This window comes from Burkholderia sp. HI2500 (assembly GCF_002223055.1).
Lineage (GTDB): Bacteria > Pseudomonadota > Gammaproteobacteria > Burkholderiales > Burkholderiaceae > Burkholderia.
Genome location: NZ_NKFL01000007.1, coordinates 662924 through 688100 on the forward strand (window position 1 = coordinate 662924; position 25177 = coordinate 688100).

At 67.7% G+C, this 25177-nt stretch carries 25 protein-coding genes; 10 read left to right on the forward strand and 15 right to left on the reverse strand.

Annotated elements, in window-relative coordinates; genetic code table 11:
- Positions 1 to 7: 7 nt before the first annotated feature.
- From CFB45_RS35240 to CFB45_RS35295, 12 genes are all read right to left on the reverse strand, one after another.
- Complete coding sequence (locus CFB45_RS35240) at positions 8 to 1216, reverse strand: AAA family ATPase (protein ID WP_089429720.1); 1209 nt, start codon at positions 1214 to 1216, stop codon at positions 8 to 10.
- A gap of 22 nt (positions 1217 to 1238) precedes the next feature.
- Positions 1239 to 1682, reverse strand: coding sequence for a TadE/TadG family type IV pilus assembly protein (locus tag CFB45_RS35245; RefSeq protein WP_089429721.1), 444 nt, complete (start codon positions 1680 to 1682; stop codon positions 1239 to 1241).
- Complete coding sequence (locus tag CFB45_RS35250; protein ID WP_089429722.1) at positions 1679 to 2212, reverse strand: TadE/TadG family type IV pilus assembly protein; 534 nt, start codon at positions 2210 to 2212, stop codon at positions 1679 to 1681. The genes CFB45_RS35245 and CFB45_RS35250 overlap by 4 nt, the downstream gene beginning before the upstream one ends.
- A gap of 13 nt (positions 2213 to 2225) precedes the next feature.
- Positions 2226 to 3497, reverse strand: coding sequence for a pilus assembly protein TadG-related protein (locus tag CFB45_RS35255; RefSeq protein WP_089429723.1), 1272 nt, complete (start codon positions 3495 to 3497; stop codon positions 2226 to 2228).
- A gap of 25 nt (positions 3498 to 3522) precedes the next feature.
- Positions 3523 to 3825 (reverse strand): hypothetical protein, encoded by a 303-nt coding sequence (locus CFB45_RS35260; RefSeq protein ID WP_089429724.1) that lies wholly within the window; start codon positions 3823 to 3825, stop codon positions 3523 to 3525.
- 20 nt (positions 3826 to 3845) lie between these two features.
- Positions 3846 to 5774 (reverse strand): type II and III secretion system protein family protein, encoded by a 1929-nt coding sequence (locus CFB45_RS35265; RefSeq protein ID WP_089429725.1) that lies wholly within the window; start codon positions 5772 to 5774, stop codon positions 3846 to 3848.
- 99 nt (positions 5775 to 5873) lie between these two features.
- Positions 5874 to 6713 (reverse strand): Flp pilus assembly protein CpaB, encoded by an 840-nt coding sequence (gene cpaB / locus CFB45_RS35270; protein ID WP_089429726.1) that lies wholly within the window; start codon positions 6711 to 6713, stop codon positions 5874 to 5876.
- A 35-nt stretch (positions 6714 to 6748) separates the two neighbouring features.
- Positions 6749 to 8149 (reverse strand): ATPase, encoded by a 1401-nt coding sequence (locus CFB45_RS35275; RefSeq protein ID WP_089429727.1) that lies wholly within the window; start codon positions 8147 to 8149, stop codon positions 6749 to 6751.
- Positions 8150 to 8181: 32 nt separating this feature from the next.
- Positions 8182 to 8721, reverse strand: a complete 540-nt coding sequence (locus CFB45_RS35280) for an A24 family peptidase (protein ID WP_089429728.1) — start codon at positions 8719 to 8721, stop codon at positions 8182 to 8184.
- Positions 8722 to 8775: 54 nt separating this feature from the next.
- Positions 8776 to 8982 (reverse strand): Flp family type IVb pilin, encoded by a 207-nt coding sequence (locus CFB45_RS35285; RefSeq protein WP_089429729.1) that lies wholly within the window; start codon positions 8980 to 8982, stop codon positions 8776 to 8778.
- 82 nt (positions 8983 to 9064) lie between these two features.
- On the reverse strand, positions 9065 to 9256 hold the full coding sequence (locus CFB45_RS35290; protein ID WP_089429730.1) for a Flp family type IVb pilin: 192 nt from the start codon (positions 9254 to 9256) through the stop codon (positions 9065 to 9067).
- 141 nt (positions 9257 to 9397) lie between these two features.
- Complete coding sequence (locus CFB45_RS35295) at positions 9398 to 9589, reverse strand: Flp family type IVb pilin (protein WP_039355485.1); 192 nt, start codon at positions 9587 to 9589, stop codon at positions 9398 to 9400.
- 1051 nt (positions 9590 to 10640) lie between these two features.
- Here CFB45_RS35295 and CFB45_RS35300 point away from each other — a divergent pair.
- The 6 genes from CFB45_RS35300 (at position 10641) to CFB45_RS39695 (ending at position 16483) form a co-directional block, all read left to right on the forward strand.
- Positions 10641 to 11879 carry a glycosyltransferase family 87 protein gene (locus CFB45_RS35300; RefSeq protein ID WP_089429731.1) on the forward strand — a complete coding sequence of 413 codons (1239 nt, stop codon included), beginning with the start codon at positions 10641 to 10643 and terminating at the stop codon, positions 11877 to 11879.
- Complete coding sequence (locus CFB45_RS35305) at positions 11876 to 13255, forward strand: glycosyltransferase family 87 protein (RefSeq protein ID WP_089429732.1); 1380 nt, start codon at positions 11876 to 11878, stop codon at positions 13253 to 13255. Before CFB45_RS35300 ends, CFB45_RS35305 begins: the two co-directional genes overlap by 4 nt.
- A gap of 24 nt (positions 13256 to 13279) precedes the next feature.
- On the forward strand, positions 13280 to 14323 hold the full coding sequence (locus CFB45_RS35310) for a glycosyltransferase family 2 protein (protein ID WP_089429733.1): 1044 nt from the start codon (positions 13280 to 13282) through the stop codon (positions 14321 to 14323).
- A 15-nt stretch (positions 14324 to 14338) separates the two neighbouring features.
- A complete protein-coding gene (locus tag CFB45_RS35315) occupies positions 14339 to 14722 on the forward strand; it encodes a GtrA family protein (protein ID WP_089429734.1) in 384 nt (127 codons plus the stop codon).
- 301 nt (positions 14723 to 15023) lie between these two features.
- Positions 15024 to 15527 carry an inclusion body family protein gene (locus tag CFB45_RS35320; RefSeq protein ID WP_011349899.1) on the forward strand — a complete coding sequence of 168 codons (504 nt, stop codon included), beginning with the start codon at positions 15024 to 15026 and terminating at the stop codon, positions 15525 to 15527.
- A 65-nt stretch (positions 15528 to 15592) separates the two neighbouring features.
- Positions 15593 to 16483, forward strand: coding sequence for an AidA/PixA family protein (locus tag CFB45_RS39695; protein WP_089429735.1), 891 nt, complete (start codon positions 15593 to 15595; stop codon positions 16481 to 16483).
- Positions 16484 to 16511: 28 nt separating this feature from the next.
- Here the strand turns inward: CFB45_RS39695 and CFB45_RS35330 are convergent, their stop codons facing one another.
- Together CFB45_RS35330 and CFB45_RS35335 are read right to left on the reverse strand one after the other, a co-directional pair.
- A complete protein-coding gene (locus CFB45_RS35330; RefSeq protein WP_089429736.1) occupies positions 16512 to 17450 on the reverse strand; it encodes an ABC transporter substrate-binding protein in 939 nt (312 codons plus the stop codon).
- Between the two features lie 98 nt (positions 17451 to 17548).
- Positions 17549 to 18667, reverse strand: coding sequence for a TauD/TfdA family dioxygenase (locus CFB45_RS35335; protein ID WP_089429737.1), 1119 nt, complete (start codon positions 18665 to 18667; stop codon positions 17549 to 17551).
- A 435-nt stretch (positions 18668 to 19102) separates the two neighbouring features.
- Here CFB45_RS35335 and CFB45_RS35345 point away from each other — a divergent pair, with 435 nt between their 5' ends.
- Together CFB45_RS35345 and CFB45_RS35350 are read left to right on the forward strand one after the other, a co-directional pair.
- Positions 19103 to 20548, forward strand: coding sequence for an MFS transporter (locus tag CFB45_RS35345; protein ID WP_089429738.1), 1446 nt, complete (start codon positions 19103 to 19105; stop codon positions 20546 to 20548).
- A gap of 44 nt (positions 20549 to 20592) precedes the next feature.
- On the forward strand, positions 20593 to 21861 hold the full coding sequence (locus CFB45_RS35350) for an ATP-grasp domain-containing protein (RefSeq protein ID WP_089429739.1): 1269 nt from the start codon (positions 20593 to 20595) through the stop codon (positions 21859 to 21861).
- 38 nt (positions 21862 to 21899) lie between these two features.
- Here the strand turns inward: CFB45_RS35350 and CFB45_RS35355 are convergent, their stop codons facing one another.
- Positions 21900 to 22775, reverse strand: a complete 876-nt coding sequence (locus tag CFB45_RS35355; RefSeq protein WP_089429740.1) for a LysR family transcriptional regulator — start codon at positions 22773 to 22775, stop codon at positions 21900 to 21902.
- A gap of 167 nt (positions 22776 to 22942) precedes the next feature.
- On the opposite strand from CFB45_RS35355, the gene CFB45_RS35360 reads away from it, so the two are divergent.
- Positions 22943 to 23887, forward strand: coding sequence for a hypothetical protein (locus tag CFB45_RS35360; protein WP_089429741.1), 945 nt, complete (start codon positions 22943 to 22945; stop codon positions 23885 to 23887).
- 49 nt (positions 23888 to 23936) lie between these two features.
- A complete protein-coding gene (locus tag CFB45_RS35365) occupies positions 23937 to 25160 on the forward strand; it encodes an ATP-grasp domain-containing protein (protein ID WP_089429742.1) in 1224 nt (407 codons plus the stop codon).
- The last annotated feature ends 17 nt before the right edge of the window (positions 25161 to 25177 follow it).

A 25177-nucleotide genomic window follows, 5' to 3' on the forward strand; every position in this document is an offset into this window, starting at 1 on the left:
GAAAGATTTACATGGACTTGAGCTTCGGCGTGGCCTTGCGGCCGAACAGCCGGGACATCAGCGGTTCGCTGTGCGTCGCGCCGTGTCCCGCGCGCACCTCCCCTTCGACGAGTTGCTTCGCATACCCTTGCAACGCTCGGACGACCCCCGTGCCGCGCGCGACCCGCGACACCGGATGGCCCTGGTTGAGCGCTTCGAGCACGGTGTCGGCATCGTCGGGAATCGTGCAGGCCGCGTGCAGGCCGAGCACTTCCTCGAGCGCCGTGCGAGTGCGGTCGCTCGCGCGCGTCGCGCGGTTCACGATCAGCCGCATCTGGTCAGTTGAGTAGCCGAGCGACACGAGGATCTCCAGCAGCCGGCGGCCGGCCCGCACGTGCGGCATCGCGGGCTGCAGCACGAGCGCGATCTGGTCGCTGCGATCCAGGGCGACCATCGACAGCGGATTGATGCAGACGCCGACGTCGAAGATCACGAAGTCGTAACGCGGCGCGGCGACGCCCAGGATCCATTCGAGCGCGTCCTCGCGCATCTCGGCGGCCTTGACCGGGTCGCCGGCGCCCGCGAGCACGTGGAAGTTTTCCGTCACGTGCGCGACGCTCGCGTCGAGGAACGCGCTGTCGAGCCGTTCGATCTGCGCGCACAGCTGCGGCAGCGTCGACGGCGGGGTTTCGTCGCTGACGAGGAACGCCGCGTCGGCGAACTGCTGGTTCAGGTCGATCAGCAGCACGCGGCGCTTGAAGCCTTCCGCGATCTCGAATGCGAGGTTGCTGGCCGCGAAGCTCGTGCCGGCTCCGCCCTTGCACGACATGAACGACACGATCCGCGTGTCGTCCGTGTCGCGCCGCGTGCTTTGCGCGGCGGCCCGTTCGAGCGCGTGGCCGAGCGCCTGCGGGTCGAGCGGCCACTGCAGCACGTCGCGGGCGCCCGCCCGCATCGCGTCGAGCAGCACGTGCGGCGACGCGTCGGCCGTCACGAGAATGCAGGTCAGGCTCGCGTGCGCGCGGCAGATCCGTTCGATCGCCGACAGCTCGGACGGCTCGAGCGACGTGCCGTCGACCAGCAGGATGTCGAACGCGTCGAGCCCGTCGGTGCGATGTTCGATCTGCGACGGGCGGCCGGTCGCGCGTGTCGCGCGATAGTGTCCGCAGTCGGCCACGAGGCGCGCGATCTGCGAAAGACGCGCGGTGTCGTCGGAAGCTACGAGGATGTTGATCATGTCGTGTGCCTCGCCTGTTCGATTAATTACAGTTGGCGCCGCCGGTCGCGGAAGTGAGGCTTTCGCGCGGCAGTGTCGTCGTGAACGGCGGCATCGTCACCGTGATGTTCACGAACGGGATCATCGTCTTGACCGTGACGTTCGTGACGCTGACCGTCACGAACGCGCACGAATTCACGTCACAGCTCGCGGGCGAGTAGTTCACCGACACGTTCGCGTTCGACAGCAGCGGCAGCAGCGCTCTCACCCGCTTCACGACGCCGGCCGCATTCACGTCGCACACCACCGCCGTGCGCGCGCCCAGGCGCACGGCTTCGCTCGCGGTGCTCCAGTAGAACAGCACGCGGCCGAATTCGAAGATGCCGATCAGCAGCATGATCAGGATCCACGCGATCAGCGCGAACTCGACGATCGCCGAGCCGCGTTGGGCACGCCGGCGTGACGGGGGGGCATGGCGCGCGTTCATGACACTTGCCTCATCACGGTGACGATGTTGTTGAAGGTGATCGACGGCAGCCCCGGGAACGCGGGGATCGGCTGGTACTTGTAGCCCGTGATCTTCACTTCGACGACGTTGATCGCGCCCGTCGCGGTGCCGCCCGACGCGTTGTTGTTCGAGTCGTAGGTCGGCAGGTTCGCGAACTGCGCCGGGTCGGACGTGTCGCTGCAGCCGGTCGTGCGCTGCGCGTCGCAGATCGTCACCATCGACGTCTTGAGCCCCGGCACCAGCTCGGTGCCGGCGGCGCCGCACGTCGTGCTGCCGTAGACGACGAGGCACTGCGCCTGCGAGGCCGGATACGCGCTGTCGGTCGGCAACCAGACCGACAGGTAGCGCGCCGCATCGCGCGTCGCCTTGGTCAGCGTCTCGAACTGGTAGATCGCGCGGCCGAACTCGGCCACGCCGGTCGCGAGCATGATCATCGGCATCAGCACGAGCGCGAACTCGACGGCGACGGCGCCGCGGGTGCGCGAACGGCGAAACGGGGGCTTTTTCATGATCCGCTCTCCGCTATTGAACGAGCATCGGGACCTGGGTCCCGGACGCGCTGCCGCTGCCCGGCAAGCCGTGCGTCGCGCACGGATTGTTGCCGGAGACCGACGAGCCGAGGTATTCGAGGTGCGCGACGATCGCGCCGCTGCCGGAGCTGAACGGCAGCGGATCGAGCATCAGCACGCAGTCCCATTGCGTGACGTGCACCTTGCCGCTGCTGCCCTTCAGCGTCGAACAGTCGCCTTCCGGCGCGAGCGCGACACGGCGGTCGCTGCCATAATTCTGGTAGTTGCTCGCCGTCGCGGTGCCGTTGGTGTTGATCCCGCTGCCGGTCGGCGGCGCGCCGTCGCCCTGGTAGGACTTGAAGGCTGCGCGGTCGGCCACGAACTGCGTGTACGCATCGCCCTTGATGCCGGCCGTTCCGGGCGGCCCGTAGTTCGGGCCGACATACGCGTAGCCGGTGAAGTCGGGCTGGCCGCTCGAGCCGTTCGCGCCATTCGTGTAGATGCCGAAGCGCGTGTTCCAGGCGCGCAGCGACGCCGACTTCAGGCCCGTGGTGGCGAGATCCGGCGGACTCGTGATGTTGCAGGTATTGCCCGACAGCTCGCTCGCGAGGGTCGGTTCGTTCGTCGAGCCGTCGAGCGCCGCCCAGCCGAAGTTGCCCGGCCCGTAGGTCGACGACGACCCGGACGGCGACGAGATCCAGTCGCCGACCTTGTAGGCCGGATCGGACGGGCCGCGACACACGAACACCGGAATCGCGCAGGTCGTCTGCCCGCCGCCGACGGTGGCGATCGCGCTGGCCGACACCTCCGCCGCGTTCGCGAGCTTCGTGCCCGGCAGCACGTTCAGTATCTCGATGAACCAGTGCGCGATGTTGCTCAACGTGGCGGTGCACTGCACGTACTTGATGTTCGCCGGCTTCGTGACCGAGTTCTTCGTCTGGAACGCGTTGGACAGCGAGTCGCTGAACGTGACGTTCGCGTTCGTCGACATCTGCACCGACTTGTTCTGGAAGAACACGAAGTTCAGGTGGCCGGCGGCGATGCCGTCCGCCTCGGCCACCGACAGGCTGATGGCCGAGGTCAGGTCACGCGCGGCCGACAGCGCGCACGCATCGGCGCTGTTCTGCAGTTCGCTGCGCGTGACGTACAGCTTGCCGAGATCCAGCGCGAGGCCGACGAACCCGATCATCACCGCCAGTGCGAGACCGACGATGATCGCGACGGCACCGCGCTGGCGATGCAGGCTGCGACGCATGACTTTCGGATGGCGAGCTGCGCTGTTCATGGCGTTCTCCCTGAGCGTGCCGTCGTTACTGGGTGGACTTGCCGATGCCGATCACGAACGCATTGGCGGGCGGCACGGTCTGCTTGAACGACTTGTCGTAGTTGTCGAGCGCGGCCGCGGCGGCAGCGCCGTCGACCCCCGGCGCCGACACCGAGGCCGCGTGGTCGGCGGCATGCGGGTCGATGATCTGGGCCTGGGTCACGGCGCGGACCGAATCGCCGAAGCGGGTGTCCCACACCGGGGTCGACGACATGCAGCCGGCAAGCGCGAACGCGAGCGGTGCGGCGAGCGCCACGCGGCGCACGATGACGAGGTAGGCGGATTTCATGAGCGTCCCCTTGGATGGCTTCAACGATCGGTGGATTCGGGTGCCGCGCTCACGCGCACGACCTGCTGCGCATGGGCCGCCGCCGGTGTCCGGCGCTTCGGCTGCCCCGCGGGCTGGGCCGGCGTGTCGGAACCGGCCGCCGCAAGACGGGCGGCGGCGGCTTCGATACGCGCGATGCGGGCCGCGTTGGCGGATTCGTGCTGCGAGACGGCGGCGGCAACCGGTGCCGGCGTCTTCTGCGGCTCGGCCGGCGCCGGCGGCTGCGCGTCCGTCCCCTGCGGCGCGCGCGGCGCGGGCAGCGCGGCGGCCGGGGCGGCGGGCGCTTCCGATTGCGGTGCCGGTGCGGGGGCCGGTGCCTGGGCCGGGGTCTGCGGTGCGGCTGCCGCGCCGTTCACCGGTTGGGCGCCGTGCTTGCGAACACCGCCGCGGCCTTCCATGTTGCCGGTCGCATACACGTCGACTTCGTTCGGCTTCGAGAAGCTGTCGGTCGGCAACGGCACGTCGGCGGTCTGCAGCGGCTTCACCAGGTGCGGCGTGATCACGAAGATCAGCTCGGTGCGGTCCTGCTGAAACGATGTACTGCGGAGCAGCGCGCCGAGCACGGGAATTTCGCCGACACCGGGGAGCGCCTTCAGCGCGCCGGTCCCGTTGTCCTTGATCAGCCCGCCGATCGCGAACGTTTCGCCGTCGCCCATCTGCACCGTCGTCGATGCGCGCCGCGTCGTGATCAGCGGCAGGATCGACGTGCCGCCGATGTTGGACGCGCTCAGCGTGACGCCCGTCTGCGACAGCTCCGACACTTCCGGCGCGACCTTCAGGCTGATCCGGCCGTTGCCCAGCACGGTCGGCGTGAACTTCAGCGCGACGCCGAACTCCTCTTCCTGCAGCGTGATCGACGAGACGCCGTTGCTGCCGCTCTGCGGGATCGGGATGAAGATCTTGCCGCCGGCGAGGAACGTCGCTTCCTGGCCGCTGATCGTCACGAGATTCGGCTCCGCGAGGATCTTGACCATGTTGTCGGTGTTCTGCGCGTCGGCCGCGAGGTTGAACGGCTTGTTGTTCGCCTTGCTGAAGGCGATGCCGGTGGCGACGCCCGCGAGCAGGTTGCTGACCAGCGCGCCGCTCCACGAACCGAAGCCGCCCTGGATGTTGAGCGCGCTGCCCATCTGGTTGATCAGCGTCTTCGACACCTCGGCCACCTTCACCTCGAGCATCACCTGCTGCGGCGACGTGACGTTCAGCATGTTGAGCACCCCGCCCGCCTTGCCGCCGCCCGCCGGATCGCCCGCGCTGTCACCGTACGCCCTGGCGATCTGCATGGCCTGCTGCGCGGCCATCGAGCTCGACACGGTGCCGGCCAGCACGATCGTGCCGGCGGCGGTCGACACGTGGATGTCGCGCTCGCTCGGCATCAGCTGCATCAGCGACGCCTGCAGGCCGCCGGCATCCGCGCCGACCGCGACGTCGATCACGCGGCATGCCCCGCTCTTGCCCTGCACGATCATATTGGTCGTGCCGACCGCGAGCCCGAGGATGTACAGGGTCTGCGGCGACACCATCGTGGCCTGCGCGACGGCCGGATTGCCGATCGTCCGATTACGGACCGGCTCCGGCATCGGCACCAGCAGCGACTTGCCCAGCGGCACGCTGACACTGGTCGATTCGCGCACGGCGCCGACGCAGTTCGGTCCGCGCAGCGGCCCCGCCGCTGCGGCGGGCGCGGCGGCCGCCACCGGCGCCATGCTGATCGTCATCTGCATCGGCCCCTTGCCGACCGCGGCCGGCGCGCTGGCGCCGCCCTTGGTCAGCGCGGCCGACTCGACGCCCTCCTGCGCGAGTGCGCCATAAACGGTCAGCCATCCTGAACAGAGGATCGCGGCCATCATCGTGCCCCGTGCGACGCGTGTCTGCAGCGGGCCGGTACCTGTGCATTGCGGTTTGATCTTCATTTCGTCTGATCCCCCGAGAGACCGGCGCCGTGCCGGTTATCGACTTCCAGGGCCGCCGCGCATTGCCGGCGGCCGTTTATGTGACTTCGATGATCTGATTCAGAAACACTCGACGCTGCCCTTCACGCCCGTCAGCACGCCGACGCAGTCGCGCCGCACTTCCGGCGCCGCGTGCGATGCGACGTGCACGCGCACCGTCTTCACACGGGCCGGTGCCGGCGGCGCTTCGGGTGCGGGCTCCTTGCCGAGCAGCGTCAGCTTGGTCGCCCCGTCGGTGTTCAGCGTCTTCTGGTCGACCTGGTTGCGCAGCACGAGCGACAGCGTGCCGACGCTGCGCGCGAGGTCGAGCCGTTCGGCCTGGTCGGGCGTGACTTCCAGCGTCACCGCGTTGACGACCTTCGGCGCCGTGTCGTCGCGGCTGACCTGCTGCGCGACGGCGAGCACGAGGATGTGCTCGAGCACGATCTTCGAGATGCTCTGCCCGTCGGTCTTGCCCTGTTGTTCCTGCGTGTTGACGATCACGTCGACGTAGTTGCCCGGCAGCGCGAAGCCCGCGACACCGACCACGTCGTTCACGCGCACCGTGATCGCGCGGCTGCCGTCGGCGATCACCGCGGACAGCCCGCCCTTCGTGCCGACCGGCGCGAGCTTCGACTCGATCACCGGCTCGCCGCGTGCGAGGCTGGTGCGCACGACGCGCCCTTCGAGCCCCTTCGTATCGGTGAACGCGCCGTTGGGCACGCTGCCCGACGGCCAGCTGACCATGTGGATCTGGTTCGGCCCGAGCGGTTCGCCCAGGTTCAGGTCGGTGTTGGCCACCGCGACCGGCGTGACCGAGCTCGTGGATGTCTGCACCAGCCAGTGGGACGCGAATACGACCGCGGCAAGACCCGCGACCATCGCGACGACCAGCATCATGACCGCTCGACTGTTTTTCATGGCAATGCTCCTCGACGAATCGTGAAAGAAACGGCTCAACCGGTGATGTAGGTGCGCCCGCCGCGCTCGACGGGCGGCGGATGGCTGCCGTCCCGTTCAGGCACCGTGCCGAAATAGCTCGCCCATGCGTCGTACAGCGCGTCGTGCGTCACCTCGGGCGGATCGCCGCGGTAACGCGCGCCGGCGGCCACGAGACGCAGCAGGTCCGCCGGGAAACAGGCGAGAAACGCCTTGCCGGTCGGCAGGTGCAGCCGATGCAGCAGGTAGTCGAATGCATCGCTCGCCGATACGAGTCCGAGCGATGCGCAGGCCGCGTTGTACACCTGGCGGTAGTCGTCGATCGACATCGCGCCGACGTGCAGCTTCGAGCCGAGGCGGCGCAGGAATGCGTCGTCGCCCAGCTGCTCCGGCGACAGGTTGCTCGAGAACACCGGCCAGACGTCGAACGGCATCACGAAGCGGTTGCCGGATTCGAGCGTCAGGAAATCGACGCCGCGATCGAGCGGACGCAGCCAGCGATTGAGCAGGTCGCGCGGCTCGACGCGCTGGCGGCCGAGATCGTCGACGACGTACATGCCCAGGTTCGCCTTCATGTGCGGCGGCGCCTGGTAGAAGCCGGCGGCCTCGTCGCGGCGCAGGTCGAGCTCGTCGAGCGTCAGCTCGCCGCCCGACATCACGACCGGCCGTTGACACAGGCGCCAGCGGCGATCGACCGACAGGCCGCCGGACGGCGTGCCCGCGTCGACGTGCACGAGCGGGTCGTAGATCTGGATCACTTCGCCGGCCGCGCAGATCGCGTGCGGCACCGGCACGCGGCCGCGCATCAGCGAGCCGAGCCGCTCGGCGAGGAAGGTCTTGCCGCTGCCGGCCGGGCCGTAGATCAGCAGCGGACGGCCGGCGTTCAGCGCGGCCGCCGCCGCATCGAGCAGCGACGTGTCGATCACGATGCCTTCGAACGCCGCCCACACTTCGTTCTGGCTGATGCGCAGCTTGCGCACCGAATGCGCGTTCAGGCATTCGATATAGGCATCGAGCGTCACCGGTGCGGGACCGCTGTAGCCGCTGCGCGCCCGTTCTTCCAGCGCGAGCACGCGGCCCGCGTCGGTCAGGCGGAACGTCACGTCGAGATCGGTCGCGCCGCGATGGGTGAGCTCGACGAGGTGCTCGCGCACCAGGAATGCGAAGACGTCGTCGAGCACCGCGAGCGACAGGCAGTGCCGTTCGACCAGGTCGCCGTATGACGGGCGGCCGAGCATCAGTGTCGACTTCAGCACGAGGCCGGCAACGAACGTCATGCTCAACCCGGTTTCCTCGAGCGAGCGCGGCGCCGCCGGCAACTGCGCGCCCAGCTTCGTATGCACTTCCCGCGACGGCAACGGATCAGGCAGGCGTGCCACCTGTGCGTCGCGTCTCGGTTCGGTGTGATTCGTGTTCATGATCGTTGCGTCCTCGTTGCGGATGCGTCGCGCTATGCGCACGACACGAACAACATGCCCAGCGTGCCGGCCGCGATCGCCACGCCGTACGGCAGCGTGCCGACCGATGCGATTTCGACGGGGCCGCGGGCGGCCTCGGCGCTCGCGCCTTGCAAGCGCCGCGCGATCAACACGCGCACGTTCGCCCACATCTGGCGCATCCGCCCGCGCAACAGCGCGAAGGCGATGGCGCCGATCCCGCCGGCCAGGAAGGTGGCCAGCACGATGTAAAACGTCATTTCCGCGCCGACCCAGGCGCCGATCGCGAGCATCAGCTTCACGTCGCCGGCCGCCATGCCGCGCAACAGGTAGAACGGCAGCAGCATGCCGAAGCCGGTCGCGGCGCCGGCGAGCCATCCGAGCGCACCTGCCACGACACCGTGCAACAGGCACTGGGCAACCAGCGCGCCGGCCAGGCCGAGCAGGACGAGACGGTTCGGAATGCGACGGGTCGCGATGTCCGTGCTGGCCGCGGCGACAGCAAGCAGCGTCACGCACAACGGAACCGGATAAGGCGGCGCAACAGGGAGCATGGCGAACCTCGCGGTGGAATCGGTGGAATCGGTGGATTCAATGGAATCGGCGGATCAGGAAACCATTGCCAGCGCGGTGGCCACGGCGGCCGTCACGGCCGTCGCGATCACCTCGTACGTATCGGCAAGCGAGCCTTTCAGCGTGACGACGCTGCCCAGCACCGCAACGGCGAACATCGCGCCGAGCAATGCATATTCGGTCGACGTCACACCCTGCTCGTCGCTGATCCAGCGACGTACGACGCGCATCGTGGCTTGCATGATGGTCTCCGGTTCCGGGTCGATCAGATGGCCGGGGACGGCTCGAGCGCTGCACCGGCCGAGCCGTCCGCGGCACGATCCATCAGATGGCTGCGACCGCCGAATCGAGGTCGTCCGCGATCGTGGTGAACACGGTCTTGAGGTCCTTGCCGACCGTCGACAGCGCGGCGATGATGCCGATGGCGATCAGTGCGGCGATCAGGCCGTATTCGATGGCGGTCACACCGTCTTCGTCGCGGAGGAAACGGCTGGCTTGTTGAATGAACTTGGACATGATGATCTCCTTGCGTAGTCACTTTCAGATCCCTCGCGTGCCGGCAGGATCGATTGATCCGGCATCGATACGTCGAGGCATGGTGTTAATGCCGTGTGGTGCCAACGAACGAATCGGACGAGCCGTTCGCCGCACCGTCCATCAAATCGCAGCAACGATCGAATCCAGATCGTCGGCGACCGTGCTGAAGACGGTCTTCAGATCCGTACCGACCGTCGTCAACGCGGCGACGATACCGATCGCGATCAGCGCGGCGATCAGGCCGTATTCAATGGCCGTCACGCCGCCCTGATCCTCGACGAGCCAGGCGATCTTCTCGATGATTCTTGACATGAGCATTCTCCTTTCGGACTGCTATTAAATACCCTTCGTCCGTCAGGACGTCGGGGGTGGGCACCACCGGCACTACTCGAAAAATCGGAATGCGTCGCTCAGCTGCGGGAGCGGGGATAGACACCCCTGTCCGTGCGAACGGGTATCAATGAGGCAGTGAGCGAGAGAGGCGTGTACGGTGCGACCGGCCGGATGAACCGGACGATCCGATCGACCCGAACGGCACGACTGCCGTTCGACGCGTGGAATCCTGTTGAACGGGAGATAAACTCCCGGAAAATCCGCAATGTGTCTTTAATGCGGTTTGCGATCCGCAATGTGCTGTGGTCTTTCATTTTTATTCCCCAATGCTGCCATGCCGATTTCTTATTGCCCTGACGCTACCGGGTCTCATGGGTCATTCGACGAAGTCTTGCTCGGTTGATCGACCTGGAGCTGCGTGTTCCCCGTCGCGCTCCGGCCTTCCTTTCCGCAGGTGATTCCGCAACGGGTTCCGTCTGTCCTTTGCCGGAACCGCCCGGTCGTCACCTCGTCGACTGCCGTGCCAACGCTTACGCAAAGAGCAGGCCACCTTGAACGAAATCCAGGCGTATCAAGCGTTGCAGCGATGCCCGTCCTCCCCGGCCCGAGGCGCGATGCGCGAAATGTTTCAAAATTGATCGATCCGCCCGCGCACGCGTTGCACGCCTGAACGCCGGTCGCCGCGCTGCAACAAGGGTCTCAATTTTTTTCTCGGGACTTTCCCGAACGCATCCGGCCGCTCGGGCGCCGTGGTATCGGCGGCACGCAAACCCGGTAAAAAACGCGGAATGTTTCAAGCGAGATACATGAGAACCGGTCGCGCCGTTTTCTCATACGTAAAAACGCGGTTTTCACGCGTATCGCTGAACAATTTAAATACCCGCCGTCCGTGTGCGGTTTGCATCGCGCGATTTTTTCTTCAACAATGAATTCACCGGACAACGCGATTTCGGCGCGATTCGATCCGCGGGCACGACAACATGAAAACGGCTGTGAAAGACCACGCAGCCTTCACGACAGACGGGGAATCATGTACACAGCCAACCGTGAAATCCGCGGGCGTGCAATACGCCGCATCCAATGGCTGACAGCCGACCGGATCATTCCGTACAGCTGCATCATGCTGATGCTCTTCACCGCATTGCTGATCCTGTGGGGGATCGTGACCGACGGCTTCACGTCGACCACCACGGTCCGACCCGGCACCGACTTCTCGGTCTTCTGGACCGCATCGCATCTCGTGTTGCAAGGCCACGCCGCATCGGTCTACGACATTTCCTCATTCAAGCAGGCCGAGTTCGCGCACTTCGGTGCGTCTCTGCAGCACCAGCCGCTTCCCTGGCTCTATCCGCCGACGATGCTGCTGTTCATCGCGCCGCTTGCCCTTGTGCCTTTCCTGCCCGCGTATTTCCTCTTTTTGGCGGGCAGTCTTTTATGCTACGCGTTCGCAGTCTCGCGGTTGTCGGGATTGCGCGCGCATCTTCCCCACCCGCGCGCCGCCACGCTCGTCGTGGTCGCGTATTCGGGGGTGTGCCTGTCCGCGCTGTTCGGCCAGAACAGCGTCCTGACCGCCGGCCTCGCCGCGCTCGCGCTGCATCTGCTGGGCAAGCGCCCGATCGTAGCCGGCGTGGTGATCGGGTTGCTTGCGATCAAGCCGCAACTCGCCGTCGTGTTTCCGTTCGTGCTGATCGCGGCGCGGGCATGGCGCACGTTCGCGGCGGCCGCGCTGAGCGCGACGCTGTTCGCGGCGGCCGGGATTGCACTGACCGGCCCCGGCGCGCTGCACGGTTTGAGCCAGGCCATGTCGACGGTACGCGACATGCATTTCATGCTCGCGTCGTACTGGTTCGCGTCACCGACGCCGTTCGCCGCGTTGCGGCTCGCGGGTGCGCCGGTGGCCGCCGCGCTGGCCGCGCAAGCGGCGGTCGCACTGATCGCGATCGCCGCGGCCGTCGATGTGTGGCGCCGTACGCCCGACATGCGCCTGCGCGGCGCGGTGCTGGCGGTCGCCACGCTGCTGACGACGCCCTATCTGTGGCATTACGAACTGACGTGGCTCGGCATCGCGATCTTCTGCCTGATCGCGCACGGCCTCGACGAAGGCTGGCTGCCCGGCGACCAGGGCATCCTCGTGCTCGCGTGGCTGCTGCCGGTCTTCGAGATGTTCAACCGGTTGACGAAGCTGCCCCAGATCGGGCCGGTCGTGCTGCTCGCGGTGCTGCTCGTCGTCGTGCGCCGCGCGGCCCTCGCGTCACGGACCACGCCATGAAAGCGCCTTCGTTCGCCCGCCACGCGCATGCCGCCACCGACGTGCATCCGGAACTCCCGATCGCGGGCCCGCGCCGCTATCCGCACTGGCTCAATCGCGAACGCGTGCGCCTTTATGCGGCCGCCGTGCTGATGGCGGAACTGCTGTTCATCGGCATCTATTCGCTCCGCGTGGTCCTGTCGCACCACGGCGCACCGGAACCGCTGTCGCCGGATTTCTCGCCGATCTGGAGCGCGGCGTGGCTCGCCGCGCACGGGCACGCGGCCGATGCATGGCATTTCCCCGCGCTGCTCGCGGTCCAGAAGCTCGCGATTCCGGCGCTGAATCTCGCGGAAGGCACGCTGCCGTGGCTCTATCCGCCGTCCATGCTGCTGCTCGTGCTGCCGCTCGGCTGGCTGCCGTACACGCTGGCGCGCGTGCTGTGGCTCGGGCTCACGTATGGACTGTTCGCGGCAACGATCCGCGCGATCGTGCAGCGCGAGGCCGCGTGGCTGTGCGCGCTCGCGTTCCCCGGCGCGTTCCTCACGGTGATTGCCGGGCAGACCAGCCTCTTCACCGCGTTGCTCGCCGGCGCCGGCCTGCTTGCGCTGAACCGCCGCCCGGCGTACGCCGGAATCTGCTTCGGTTTGCTGACGATGAAGCCGCAGCTCGCGGTGCTGTTCCCGCTCGCGCTGCTGTGCGCGGGTCAATGGCGCGCGCTGGCCGCGTGGGCCGCGACGATCGCGTGCAGCGTCGCGCTCTCGACCCTCGCGTTCGGGTTCGGCCCGTGGCTCACGTTCGCGCATGTGATCGACAACGTCTACGCGATCGTCGGCGCCGGCCAGGCCAAGTTCGTGCGCATGCCGTCGGTGTTCGCGCTCGCGATGATGGCAGGCTGGCCCGCCGTCGTCGCGGACGGCCTCCAGCTGCTGTCGGCCGCGATCGCGTCGATCGCCGTCATCTATGCATGGCGCGGCGCCTGCTCGTACGCGCTGCGCGCCGCGACCCTCGCCTGCGCCTGCCTGCTCGTCAGCCCCTATCTGTACGACTACGACCTGACCGGGTACGGCATCGTGATCGCGTGGTACGCGCGCTATGCGTGGACGCACGGCTGGCGCCGCTTCGATCGCGAATGGCTGCTGCTGCTGTGGCTGATGCCGCTCACGGGCCTCGCGGTCGTGCCGCATCTGTCGTTCCAGTTCATGCCGCTCGTCACGCTGGCGTCGCTCGGGCTGCTCGTGAGCCGGATCGCCCGGGAACGACACGACGTGCCGTTGATGCCGGACACACGCGACAACTCGACCGAAACCGCGTTCTCGCATCAGGCCCGAACGCACCACCGCCCGGCGTACGGAATGCGCCGCACCGGCCGACCGACCATCGGCGCGCATCGGTGAAACGACATCACAAGGGGAATCATCATGCGGGAACCACTCTATACACCGCTCATCTCGCTGGTCGTGCCGTTCTATAACGAAGGCGAGGCCGTTGAGCACTTCTTCGACGTCGTGATTCCGCTGATGACGTCCATCGATGCGATCCGTTTCGAGATCGTCTGCGTGAACGACGGCAGCCGCGACGACACGCTCGACCGGCTGATCCGGATCAGCACCGCCGAGCGGCGCGTGCGCGTGATCGACCTCACCCGCAACTTCGGCAAGGAAGCGGCGCTCACGGCCGGCCTCGACGAAGCGCTCGGCGACGCGGTGATCCCGCTCGACGCCGACCTGCAGGATCCGCCGGGCCTGATCCCCGTGATGATCGAGCACTGGCGCGACGGCGCGGAAGTCGTCGCGGCGAAGCGCAGCAACCGCGCGTGCGACTCGTTCGCGAAACGCACGGCGGCCGCGATCTACTATCGCGTGCACAACCTGCTGTCGGACGTGAAACTGCCGGAGAACGTCGGCGATTTCCGGCTGATGGACCGCAAGGTCGTGAACGCGCTGCGCAACCTGCCCGAGCGGCATCGCTTCATGAAGGGGCTGTTCGCGTGGGTCGGCTACCGCACCGTGATCGTCGAATACCAGCGCGACGCGCGCAGCGCCGGGCACTCGAAGTTCTCCGGCTGGAAACTGTGGAATTTCGCGCTGGAAGGCATCACCAGCTTCAGCACCGTGCCGCTGCGCAGCTGGACCTACATCGGCGTCGGCATCGCCACGCTCGCGTTCCTGTACGGCGCGTTCATCATCTTCCGCACGCTGCTGTTCGGCAATCCGGTGCTCGGCTACGCATCGCTGATCTCGGTCACGCTGTTCATCGGCGGGATCGAGCTCATCGGGATCGGTGTCGTCGGCGAATACGTCGGGCGAATCTACGACGAGTCGAAGCAGCGGCCCGTCTACCTGATCCGCCGCCGCTACCAGGCGCACGGCAAGGTGATCGAACTCCCGGTCGCGCGCGATGCGCGCCGCCAGATCGCGCGCCGGCGCGTGCAGCCGACCCGTGCGCGGATCGGCGCACGCTGACGCGCGCCAACGGCCATGATCGCCCTGCTCCATGCCGAGCGCACGCGGCTCGTGCGCTTCGGCGTGTCCGGGCTCGGCTCGACCGCGATCCACACGCTGGTGGCCGCGGCGCTGTTCGCGCGGTTCGACGCGACGCTGGTGACGGCGAACGCGATCGCCTTCCTCTGCGCGACGGCCTTCTCGTATCTCGCGAATACGCTGTGGAGCTTCTCGTCGACAGTGGGCACGCGCAACGCGGTGCGCTTTCTCGCGGTCACGCTGGCCGGCTTCGTCGAAACGATGCTGCTCGCGCGTGCGGCCGAAGCGCTCGAAGCTTCCCGCGCGATGAGCATCGTCGCGATCGCGCTGCTGGTTCCGCCGACCACGTTCGCGCTGCACCGGCTGTGGACCTACCGGTAAGCAATCCTTCCCCGCCCGCCGCTGCCGGACATCATCGGCCATTCGATTAACAGGTTCAATGTCGTTATATTTATGTAACGCATCGAGCCGACTGAAGCCGATTTTAAAATTACCGCCCGAAATAACATTAATACCCTGTTTACTTTTACAGCTTCCGGAATTAACCGAACGGGATAATCTGCATTCGCCATCTCGCCTGCACGTGCCTTGACCGGCACGAAGCCTTGCAGGACAAGGCGATGGCGGCCGCACGAAGAAATTCGCGCAACAATAAGTCCCATTCATTCAAACGGGAGCTTCTATGTCACGCGTCACTGATGTGCTCGTCTCTTTCGATACCGAAACCATTCTCAAAAAATATCCGAATCCCAGCAAGAACCCGGCCGCACCGACGCTGATCGATTGGCGCTATGTCTATATGGTGACCAACCAGGACAACGTCATCTCCGGGCAGGCAGGCGGCGAACTCGACCTGAAGGCGCAGGTCGGCGACCTGATCCGCTGGCGTGAAACGAGCCTGTCGCTGGGCTTCGAGAACCAGGTCGTGTTCTACAAGTTCGTCGGCAACGTCGGCAACGAACTGATCTCGACGCCGACACCGCGCGTCGCGGAAGCGTCCATTCCGGTGCCGAACACCAGCAAGCCCGAGGTGCCGACCTGCCAGAAGGTCGCGAACTACTACTGGTCGTCGGAGTGCCTGAAAGTCGGCCGCGTAACGTACCACTTCCAGTTCCAGATCATCGATCGCAACTGCCAGAGCCAGGGCTGCTTCTCCTGGGATCCGTTCATCTCGATCCATAACTGATCGCGGCAGGCGGGCGGCCGCGCGGCGGCTGCCCGCATCATCCACTTGTTGCGGAGGAAGCGCTCATGTCTGGTCTTCGTTGCGATGCGCTGGTGATCGTCGACGCCGTCACGTTGCTGTCGGCCTACCCGGAGGCAAGCCGGGATCCAGCCGCGCCGACCGTGATCGACGGCCGGCATCTCTATGTGGTGAGCCCCGGCGACGCCGCGCCGCTCGGCCACAACGACAGCCGCCTCTTTACCGGCCTGTCGCCGGGCGACCAGCTGCGCCTGCGCGAAACCGCGCTGGCCTTGCGCGCCGAGGTAAGCGTGCTGTTCGTCCGGTTCACGTTGAAGGATGCGGGCATCGTCGCGCCGATCGAACCCGAAGTGCGCGACGCGGCCACGCCCGTGCCGGATGCCGACGACCTGCTGCATCCGCCGTGCCATCCGATGAAGGACCACTACTGGCGCAGCGACGTGCTGGCCGCGGGCGCCACCACGTGTACGGCCGATTTCGGCGTATACGACCGCGACGGCACCGTATCGGGCTATTTCCGCTGGGAAACGTCGATCGAGATCGCCGGGAGCCAGGCGGACACGAAGCAGCCCGGTTTCAAGCCGTCGTCGGATCGCAATGGCCACTTCACGCTGCCGCCGAATACGGCATTCAAGGCGATCTTCTACGCGAATGCCGCCGACCGGCAGGACCTGAAACTCTTCATCGACGATGTGCCGGAACCGGCCGCATCGTTCGTCGGCAACAGCGAGGACGGCGTCAGGATGTTCACGCTGAACTCGAAAGGCGGCAAGATCCGGATCGACGCGTCGGCCAACGGCAGGCCATCCGCGACCGATGCGCGCCTCGCGCCGCTGTCCGCGGGCGACTCCGTCTGGCTCGGCTGGCTGGGTGCCGAGGACGGCGCCGATGCCGACTACAACGACGGGATCGTGATCCTGCAGTGGCCGATCACGTGAGCGCCGTAGCAATCGGCGCGCGGGCAGTTCAGGTACGCGGCAGCCCCGGCGGATTGGTCTGCGACCGCTCGATCGCTTCGGCGTCGAGGCTCCAGCGGCCGAGCACCTTCCGGTAGCTGCCGTTCGCGATCAGCGCATTGATCGCGACCGTCAGCGGATCGGCAAGGCCGCTGCCCTTGCGCGTCGTGATCGCGATGTCCGCGGTGCGCGGCCAGCCGCCGCTCACCGTGCCGATCAGCTTCGCATCGCCGCGCAGCGACGCCTGGTACGCGAGCATCGAATTCACGCTGAAGATCGTGTCGACGCGCCCCGACTGCAGCGCGACCCAGCGCTCGGCCGCATCCGCGTAATACTGGATCTCGACCGGCGCGAGGCCGCGCGCGACGTTCTGCCGGTTCCACTCGAGCAGGATCTTTTCCTGGTTCGTGCCCGAATCGGTCACGACGCGCAGCCCGGCAACATCTTTCGGCTCGCGGATCGCAGCAATCCGGCTGCCGTTCTTCACGTAGAAGCCGAGCTGATCCTTCCGGTAGGTCGAGAAGTCGAATTTCTCCTTGCGCTGTTCGGTCACCGTCACGTTCGAGATCACCGCGTCGACCTTGCCGGACTGCAGCGCGAGCGGCCAGTCGGCCCACGAAAGCGGCACGAGCTTCAGCTTGCGGCCGATGCTGTCCGCGACGAGCTGCGCGAGATCGGGATCGAAGCCGACCACCGTTCGCGCATCGGTCGCATAGGTGCTGAGCGGCGGCAGGTTCGGCGCGATACCGATCGTCAGCGTGTTCGCCTCGGCAAAGCGGAAGCCGGCCGGCAACGCCTGCTCGACCGCCGGGTTCACGGTGCCGCGCTGCCGGCCGGGCTGCTCTGGGCTCAGGTCGAACGTCGCGGCCTGCGCGGCCACGCTGCCGCCGATCAGGACGGCGGCCAGCACACGAGCGACGCGCGCAACGGGGAATGCTGTTCTTTTCATATATTCCGGATTCCTTTATTTTTTTATGACGCGTGCGCGGAACGCGGGCGGGCCGAACGATGTTCACCGTCCGTCGCCGCCTGGCGTTCCCGGCCCGCTCAGGCAGGCGTCGCTTCGAGTTCGGCCGCGGCCGCGCGTCGCGTCACCGGCTGGGCGACCGGCGACGGGCGCGTTGCTTGCGACTCGCCCGCATACAGCGCCTTCGGATCGAACACGCGCGCCTGCAGCGGCGTGAACGCACGGAAGTTCCACAGGCTGCGCGCGACGAACACGCGCTGCACCCAGCGGAATGCCCGGTCGTTCTCGTCGTATTGCGGATCGAAACGGTCGCGCGAATGCAGCGTGAAATGGTTGTTGATCAGCACCAGCTTGCCCGGTTGAACCTGCACGCCGAACGACACCTCGCGCACCGCGCGATACAGGTTGGCCAGCGCCTCCTGCGCGCGCGTGTTGACCGCCAGCACCATGTCCGGATAGAACGCGACCGTCACGCGCGGCGCATCGAGCGGCCCCGACAGCACCGCGCTCAGGTCGGTGTTGTCGCGCGGCGTCGGCGCGGCCCCGCGCCACCGGTACGGCACGCGGATGATGTAGTGCTCGCCGTAGAGTTGCGCGATATCGTCCGGCGACAGCAGCTGCAGCGCACGACGCGCATCGGCGAGCCGCGTGTACGGGCCGCCGCCGGCCTCGCTGCGCACGCCGAGCAGCAGCAACGCGAACGGCGACGTATCGCCTTCCGGCATGTGCGCCTGCGCGGCGTTCTCGATATGGAAATCGAGTTCGACCTCGGAGCCCAGGCCCGTATAGTCGCGCGCGGTCGCCTTGTGCGGCGTGAGGTTGTTCACGAGCTCGCGGCCTTCGTGCGCAATCGAATACGGCTCGCCGGCCAGCGTGCTCAACGCGACCAGCACGTTCTCGCTCAACACGCCGGCCTTGAATGAGCGGCCGGTTTCCTCGAACCGCGGGCTGCCCTTCACGTCGTCGTCGATCGGCAGGTTGTCGATCTCGATCGAGCCGTGCGCATCGGCGGTCGGCGCCTTCGCGCGATCGAACGCGTCGACGACCCGGTCGGGAAACGCGGTGTAGGCAAGCTTGCGCACCGCGCTGATGTAGCCCGCACCGCCGGCCGGATCATAGGCCAGTGCGCCGAGCGTCGTCCGGATGTGACTCGATTCCGCTGCCGTCAAAACGATGCGTGCATCTGCGAGATAGGTCATAGGTCTCTCGTATAAAGATCGGAGGTCGATAAGCGGTATGGCTCTACCGCCGCGCGTAGCCGTCCTCGGGGCCCGGCGCTCGACAAGACTAGGAGACCGTCATTGCATTGCGAAATGATATTAATTCGATTGCAAACAAAAATTTTCGATATAAGTTCAGCAACGAAGCCGGCGACGGGCCGCGCCATGCGCCCCGTCTCTTAACACGAATAGTTGTTAAAAAATCGCTGGTTATTATTTGTATTCGCTAACGGGTCGATGCTAGTTTTCTGTCGGATTCGACGATGCGCCGGCCGTCGATCGGCAGCCGGCGCCCTTCCTCCGCCCCACGGAAACCCGTTAGATGAACCGATTCCATCTGCTGCGCAGTACGCCCGGAAACGACGCGCCGTTGGCTGCATGCCGCCCCACCCGCCACGCGGTGCGGAGGACACGATGAGCGATCGCGCGCCGGCACTCGAGCGCACGCTAGCCGCCGGCGTGCCGCCGCACCGCACGTCGCTGCGTGCGATCTTCCCGACCGTCGCGGCCGCGAGCCTTGGCTTCGCGATCGTCCAGCTCGACGTGACCGTGGTCAACGTCGCGATTCCGAGCCTCGGCCATTCATTCGGATCGAGCGTCCACGGGCTGCAGTGGATCGTCGATGCGTACACGCTATCGTTCGCCGCGCTGCTGCTGACGTCCGGCACGCTGGCCGACCGCTTCGGCAGCCGCCGGCTGTTCGCGTACGGCCTTGCGCTGTTCCTGCTGGCATCGCTCGGCTGCGCGCTCGCGCCGTCGCTGGCCGCGCTGATCGTCGCGCGCGTCGCGCAGGGCGTGGGCGCCGCGATGATCCTGCCCACGTCGCTCGCGCTCATCACGCACGCGTGCGCCAACGATGCCGCCGCACGCGTGCGGGCCGTCGCGTGGTGGAGCGCGACGGGCGGCGCGATCAGCGCGGCCGGGCCGACGCTCGGCGGCCTGCTGATCGATTCGCTCGGCTGGCGTGCGATCTTCTTCATCAATCTGCCGATCTGTGCGGCCGGCCTGTGGCTCACGCTGCGCCACGTGCGCGATTCGGCCGCCGCGCGCACGCGGCTGTTCGATCCGGCCGGCCAGATCGTCGCGGTGCTCGTGCTCGCGCTGCTGACGGGCGGGATCATCCGGGCCGGCGCGCAGGGGGTGGGCGATCCGTATGCGGCCGGTGCGCTGGCCGCGTCGGTCGTGCTCGGCGCGCTGTTCGTCGCGATCGAGCGGCGCGTGGCCGCGCCGATGCTGCAGCTCGCATTCTTCCGGATCGCGCGCGTGCCGGGCGTGCTCGCGATCGGCGCGGTCACGAATGCCGCGTTCTACGGGCTGATCTTCTCGCTGAGCCTCTATTTCCAGAACGCGCGCGGCTTCACCGCGACCGAGTCGGGGCTCGCGCTCGCGCCGCTCACGATCATCATGCTCGCCAACATCGCGAGCGCGCGTCTCGCCGTCCGCCATGGCTTCCGCGCGACCGTCATCGTCGGCCTCGCCGTGTCGCTCGCGGGCTACGTGTGGCTGTGGCAGACGCTCGGCGCGCACACGCCGTATGCGCTGCTGGCGCCCGGGCTCGCGGCGATGGCGATCGGCGGCGGGATCGCGATTCCCGCGCTGACCTCGACGATGCTCGGCAGCGTCGAGGCCGGCCGCGCGGCCACCGCGTCGGCGATCCTCAATACCGCGCGCCAGGTGGGCGCAGCCGTCGGCGTCGCGGCGCTGGGCGCACTGGTCGCGGGCCAGGGCGCGGCGATCGTGGCCGGCGCGGCACGCGGGTTCGCGGTCGCGGCCGTGCTCGTCGCCCTCTGCATCGTGCTGGCCGCGCGCTGGCCCGGCGATGCGCCCAGCAATGCGCCCGATAGCGGCCCGCGGGCCTGAGCCCAAGCCCCCTTCAACCGATCCCACAGCCCAGCGAGGAATCCATGCCGCACCGCTTCATCGATACCGTCCTGATCGTCGACGGCGCGTCGACAGCCGCCTATCTTGCGCCCGCGTTCCGCGCCTACGGCATCCGTTGCGCGCACGTGATCAGCGACCCCGACCTGCCGGAAATCTACCGGAACCAGTTCGTCCCGTCCGACTATATCCGCCAGGTCCAGCATCACGGCGATGTCGACGAGACGCTCGCGCAGTTGAGCGACCTGCGGATCGGCGCGGTGCTGCACGGCCTCGACGCGGCGCTCGAACTGGCCGACTCGCTCGCCGAACGGCTCGACGTGCCGACGCGCAATCCGCTCGCGACGTCGGCCGCGCGGCGCGACAAGTACGCGATGAACGAGCGGATTCGCCAGGCCGGCCTGCGTGCCCCGGCCCATTTCCACAGCACGTCGGTCGACGCCGCACTCGAATGGGCGCGCGCGTACGGCAAGCTGCCGCTCGTGGTGAAGCCGGCGCGCAGCGCGGGCGTGACCGGCGTGAAGATCTGCCGGACGCTCGATCAGGTCGAGGCCGCCGCGCGCGACGTGCTGGCCACCCGTTCGCTGTACAACCAGCCGAACGACGACATCGTGATCCAGAGCTATTCGGAGGGGCAGGAATACATCGTCGATTCGGTGTCGTTCGAAGGCCGCCACCGGGTGGTCAGCCTGTGGGAAGTGCACCGCGACCGCACGCATGCGCCGCGGCTCGACAAGATGCTGGTGCTGAATCACGCCGATCCGCGCTACGCGCCGCTGCTCGACTACGCGGTCGCGGTGCTCGACGCGCTGGACGTGCGCTTCGGGCCGACCCATCTCGAACTGTTCGATACCGCCGACGGCCCGACGATCGTCGAGCTGAACGCGCGACTGCACGGCAGCCTCGATCCGCGGCTGACGAGCGCGGTCAGCGGCGAGAATCATGTGTCGGCTGCCGTGGAAGCGGTGCTGCATCCGGAGCGGCTGTTCGGTGACGTCGCCGCACCGACGGATTTTCGGGGTTACTGCGGGCACGTGCTGCTGCTGTCGTCGCGCAACGGCGTGCTGCGGCAGGACTTCACGTGGCAGGCGATCCAGGCGCTGCCGTCGTTCGTCGGGCTCAAGCAATGGGCGAGGGTGGGCGACACGCTGCGCGTGACCACCGACCTGCAGACGGCGCTCGGCACCGTCGGCCTGTACAGCCCGACGTTCGAGCGGCTGCTGGAGGACTGCCGGCGGATTCGCGAGATCGAGGCTGAATTCTTCGCGGATGAACGGGCGGTTGCGCCGGCGTAGCGCGTGCGGCGCGGTGCGGCGCGCCGAGGTGCGCCCTGCTAGCGCCCGAGCAGCGCCCCCGCCTGCCGCCCCAGCACCGCACGCAATGTATCGAGCTCGGGCAGCTCAGGCGCTTCGTCGGACGTGACGAGATAGGTCGTCACACTGTCGAGATCGTCGAACGAATGCGCCCGCAGTTCCTTGCGCGCCACGTGCTCGGTCGTGATCCGCTTCGGCAGGATCGCGACGCCCATGCCGGCCGCCACGCAGCCGAGGATCGCGCCGAACGTGCCGAACGACGCCACCGACTCGATCGCGATGCCGCGCGCCTTCAGCCAGTGCTCCGCGACCGCGCGATACGGGCAGCCGTCGTGAAACGCGAGCAGCCGCACCGGGTTGTCGGCCAGCACCTGCCGCCGCGTGGCCGTGGTCGCGCTCACCAGCACCATCTCTTCGGCGAACGCCGGGTCGTAGCGCAACCCGGGGCGCACGACCGCGCGCGCGGTGAGCGCGGCGTCGATCCGGCCGCGCAGCAGTGCATCGGCCAGATCCGGTTCGCTGCCGATCTGCACCGCAAGGCCGAGCGCCGGGTCGCGCGCCTTCAATGCAGCGGCGAGCGCCGGCAGCCGCGTGGCCGCCGTGCTTTCCATCGAGCCGAGCCGGAAGCTGCGCGCGACCGGTGCCTCGCGCACCACCTGCGTCGCTTCGTCGACGAGGCGCAGGATGCGATCGCAATACGGAATCAGCCGACGCCCGGCGTCGTTCAGCACCAGCCGCTTGCCGTGCCGGTCGAACAGCGGCGCGTCGAGCGACGCTTCGAGCAGGCGCAGCCGCGCGGTGACGTTCGACTGCGTGCAGCCGAGCCGTTCGGCCGCGCGCAGCGCGCTGCCTTCCTGAACGACGGCCCGGAAGGTTTCGAGCAGAGGGATGTTCATATCACTTTCTCTTGTTACTGATCGCAGTTATATCATTTTACTTCGCAAAAAATCCGGATTAGCCTTGCGGATACCCGGTGCCCGACGGCCCGCTCCCGAGGAATCCGCATGCCCTTCTCCGCCTGCCCTGGTCGCGCGACCGTCCGCCGTCGTCCCGAGGCTCGCCCGTGCGCACGCTGATCGCCGCGCTGGTGCGGCGCGGCCCGACCGTGCTCGCGTGCGGCGTCGGCCTCGGGCTGCTGGTGCCGCCGCTCGCGGCTCTCGCGCGGCCGCTGATGCCCGTCACCGTGTTCCTGTTCGTGCTCGGCACGCTGCTGCGCGTCGAGCCCAGCGCGGTGCGCGCGGTCGCGCGGCGGCCGGCCGTGTCGCTGCTGCTGCCCGCCGCGACGATGATCGCGTGCCCGGTCGCGCTCGGCATCGCCGCGCGGCTCGCCGGCATGCCGTACGACTGGGTCGTCGCGCTGGTGATCGCGTACTGCGCGCCGCCGTCGAGCGGCACGTCGACGATCGCGCGGATGCTGTCGCTCGACGCCAGCGTCGCGCTCGTCGCGACCCTCGCGTCGATGGTGTTCGTCCCGCTCACCGCGCCGCTGCTGACGGCCTGGTTCAGCCACGATGCGGCCGTGTCGATCTCGCCGCTGAATCTCGCGTTACGGCTCGCGCTGCTGATCGGCAGCGCCGAGGGCGTTGCGCTGCTCGTGCGGCGCTTCGCCGGCGCCCGGCTCGACCGCTATGCGACACCGATCGATGCAACCGTCGTCGTTGCGCTGCTGGTGTTCGCGCTCGGCACGATGGCCGGCATGCAGCAATCGATCATCGACGCGCCGCACCGCGCGCTGACCGCGATCGCCCTCGCGTTCGCCGTCAACGCGGGCTTCCAGGTCATCGCGTACGGGCTCACGCCCGGCGACGTCCGCACGCGGCTCAATGTCGCGCTGATCGTCGCCAATCGCAACGTCGGCCTGATGTGGGCCGCGCTCGGGCTCGCGGCGACGCCCACCATGGCGCTCGTGTTTACCTGCGCGCAGTTGCCGATCTACACGCTGCCGCGCGTCGTCCAGCATCTGCTGCCGCGCCTCGAAGCACAGCGCCTGCGCCGCCGCGCACGCTAGCCGGCACGCGATGCCGTTCCCCTCTTCCGCCCTCGATCAAGGATCTAGCATGAAGCGACTCATCGTGATCGGCGCCCGCGCCACCGGCAGCAGCCTCGCGCTCGTGCGTGGCGCGCTTGCGCGGCAAGCGGCCGTGACCGTGATCACCGCCCCCGGGCACCGTCTCGACGGCGTCTTTCCCGCGGGCGTCGAGACGATCAACCTCGAACCCGATGCCGGCCAGCTCGCCGGCTGGCTGCGCACGCGCTATCCGGACGAGATCGACACGCTGCGCGTGACGACCGCACACGACACCTACGCGCGCACCGCCGCGTGGGTCGCCGACGCGCTCGGCCTGCCCGGCCCCGATGCGCGCCACGTCGCGCACGCGGTGTCGAAGTCGAACCAGAAGGCGCTGCTCGCCGCGCACGGCATCCCGGCCGCGCAATTCGTCACGGGCACGCTGGCCGCGCCGGCGGCGCTCGCGGCCGCGGCAGACCCGCTGCGTTTCCCGGTCGTCGTCAAGCCGTCGGAAGGCTCGGCGAGCGACGGCGTGCGGCGCTGCGAGGACATCGCCGAGGTCCGTGCGCAGCTCGACGCCCTCGCTGCCGGGCAAGCCGACGCTCAAGCGCTCGCGACCGAGCGCGTCGTGATCGAGGAATTTCTGAGCGGCAGCGAATACTGCGTCGAGTATTTCGACGGCCGGTACGTCGGCGCGCTGCGCAAGCTGAAACGGCACGGGGCGGGCTTTCTCGAGCGCGGCTATACGTCCGAACTCGACCTCGACGCGAGCACGCTGCGCGCACTGATCGACGTCGGGACGCGCGCCACGGCCGCAGCCGGGCTGACCTGGGGTCCCGTACACCTGGACTGCATCGTGCACGACGGCGTGCCGCACGTGATCGAACTGAATCCGCGCATCGCGGGCAGCTTCATCTGCGACATCGTGCGCGACGGCTATGGCTTCAACGTGGTCGAAGCATTGCTCGACAGGCTCGACGGACGCCCGGTGGAGATTCCCGAGCGGTTTGAACCGCAGGCGTATGCGCGCGCCGAATTCCTGCTCGACAGCGATCCCGGCGCGTGGCGTTTCGCGCAGGCGGGCGAGATTCACGACGGCACGGTCACGATCAGTTACGGACCGCAGGTGCTGCCCGATCGCGAGCGGCGTGCGTTTCTCTATGTGCGGGTGGCGCTGCCGGTCGCGCACGGTGCGGACGGCGCGCCCGCGCATCCCGGTTCGTCGGCCCACGGAAATCCCGTCGGGCAGCACGCCGTTTCCGGCTCGCCTTGAAACGGCCAACTGCACGC

Excerpts from the sequence above, each read along its gene's own strand:
- CFB45_RS35250 (WP_089429722.1), bottom strand. The coding sequence starts at position 2,212 with ATGAAAAAGCCCCCGTTTCGCCGTTCGCGCACCCGCGGCGCCGTCGCC.
- CFB45_RS35285 (WP_089429729.1), bottom strand. The coding sequence starts at position 8,982 with ATGCAAGCCACGATGCGCGTCGTACGTCGCTGGATCAGCGACGAGCAG.
- CFB45_RS35265 (WP_089429725.1), bottom strand. The coding sequence starts at position 5,774 with ATGAAGATCAAACCGCAATGCACAGGTACCGGCCCGCTGCAGACACGC.
- CFB45_RS35305 (WP_089429732.1), top strand. The coding sequence starts at position 11,876 with ATGAAAGCGCCTTCGTTCGCCCGCCACGCGCATGCCGCCACCGACGTG.
- CFB45_RS35240 (WP_089429720.1), bottom strand. The coding sequence starts at position 1,216 with ATGATCAACATCCTCGTAGCTTCCGACGACACCGCGCGTCTTTCGCAG.
- CFB45_RS35335 (WP_089429737.1), bottom strand. The coding sequence starts at position 18,667 with ATGACCTATCTCGCAGATGCACGCATCGTTTTGACGGCAGCGGAATCG.
- CFB45_RS35315 (WP_089429734.1), top strand. The coding sequence starts at position 14,339 with ATGATCGCCCTGCTCCATGCCGAGCGCACGCGGCTCGTGCGCTTCGGC.
- CFB45_RS35245 (WP_089429721.1), bottom strand. The coding sequence starts at position 1,682 with ATGAACGCGCGCCATGCCCCCCCGTCACGCCGGCGTGCCCAACGCGGC.
- CFB45_RS35355 (WP_089429740.1), bottom strand. The coding sequence starts at position 22,775 with ATGAACATCCCTCTGCTCGAAACCTTCCGGGCCGTCGTTCAGGAAGGC.
- CFB45_RS35365 (WP_089429742.1), top strand. The coding sequence starts at position 23,937 with ATGAAGCGACTCATCGTGATCGGCGCCCGCGCCACCGGCAGCAGCCTC.
- cpaB (WP_089429726.1), bottom strand. The coding sequence starts at position 6,713 with ATGAAAAACAGTCGAGCGGTCATGATGCTGGTCGTCGCGATGGTCGCG.
- CFB45_RS35300 (WP_089429731.1), top strand. The coding sequence starts at position 10,641 with ATGTACACAGCCAACCGTGAAATCCGCGGGCGTGCAATACGCCGCATC.
- CFB45_RS35330 (WP_089429736.1), bottom strand. The coding sequence starts at position 17,450 with ATGAAAAGAACAGCATTCCCCGTTGCGCGCGTCGCTCGTGTGCTGGCC.
- CFB45_RS35255 (WP_089429723.1), bottom strand. The coding sequence starts at position 3,497 with ATGAACAGCGCAGCTCGCCATCCGAAAGTCATGCGTCGCAGCCTGCAT.
- CFB45_RS39695 (WP_089429735.1), top strand. The coding sequence starts at position 15,593 with ATGTCTGGTCTTCGTTGCGATGCGCTGGTGATCGTCGACGCCGTCACG.
- CFB45_RS35350 (WP_089429739.1), top strand. The coding sequence starts at position 20,593 with ATGCCGCACCGCTTCATCGATACCGTCCTGATCGTCGACGGCGCGTCG.
- CFB45_RS35280 (WP_089429728.1), bottom strand. The coding sequence starts at position 8,721 with ATGCTCCCTGTTGCGCCGCCTTATCCGGTTCCGTTGTGCGTGACGCTG.
- CFB45_RS35310 (WP_089429733.1), top strand. The coding sequence starts at position 13,280 with ATGCGGGAACCACTCTATACACCGCTCATCTCGCTGGTCGTGCCGTTC.
- CFB45_RS35320 (WP_011349899.1), top strand. The coding sequence starts at position 15,024 with ATGTCACGCGTCACTGATGTGCTCGTCTCTTTCGATACCGAAACCATT.
- CFB45_RS35290 (WP_089429730.1), bottom strand. The coding sequence starts at position 9,256 with ATGTCCAAGTTCATTCAACAAGCCAGCCGTTTCCTCCGCGACGAAGAC.
- CFB45_RS35260 (WP_089429724.1), bottom strand. The coding sequence starts at position 3,825 with ATGAAATCCGCCTACCTCGTCATCGTGCGCCGCGTGGCGCTCGCCGCA.
- CFB45_RS35275 (WP_089429727.1), bottom strand. The coding sequence starts at position 8,149 with ATGAACACGAATCACACCGAACCGAGACGCGACGCACAGGTGGCACGC.
- CFB45_RS35345 (WP_089429738.1), top strand. The coding sequence starts at position 19,103 with ATGAGCGATCGCGCGCCGGCACTCGAGCGCACGCTAGCCGCCGGCGTG.
- CFB45_RS35295 (WP_039355485.1), bottom strand. The coding sequence starts at position 9,589 with ATGTCAAGAATCATCGAGAAGATCGCCTGGCTCGTCGAGGATCAGGGC.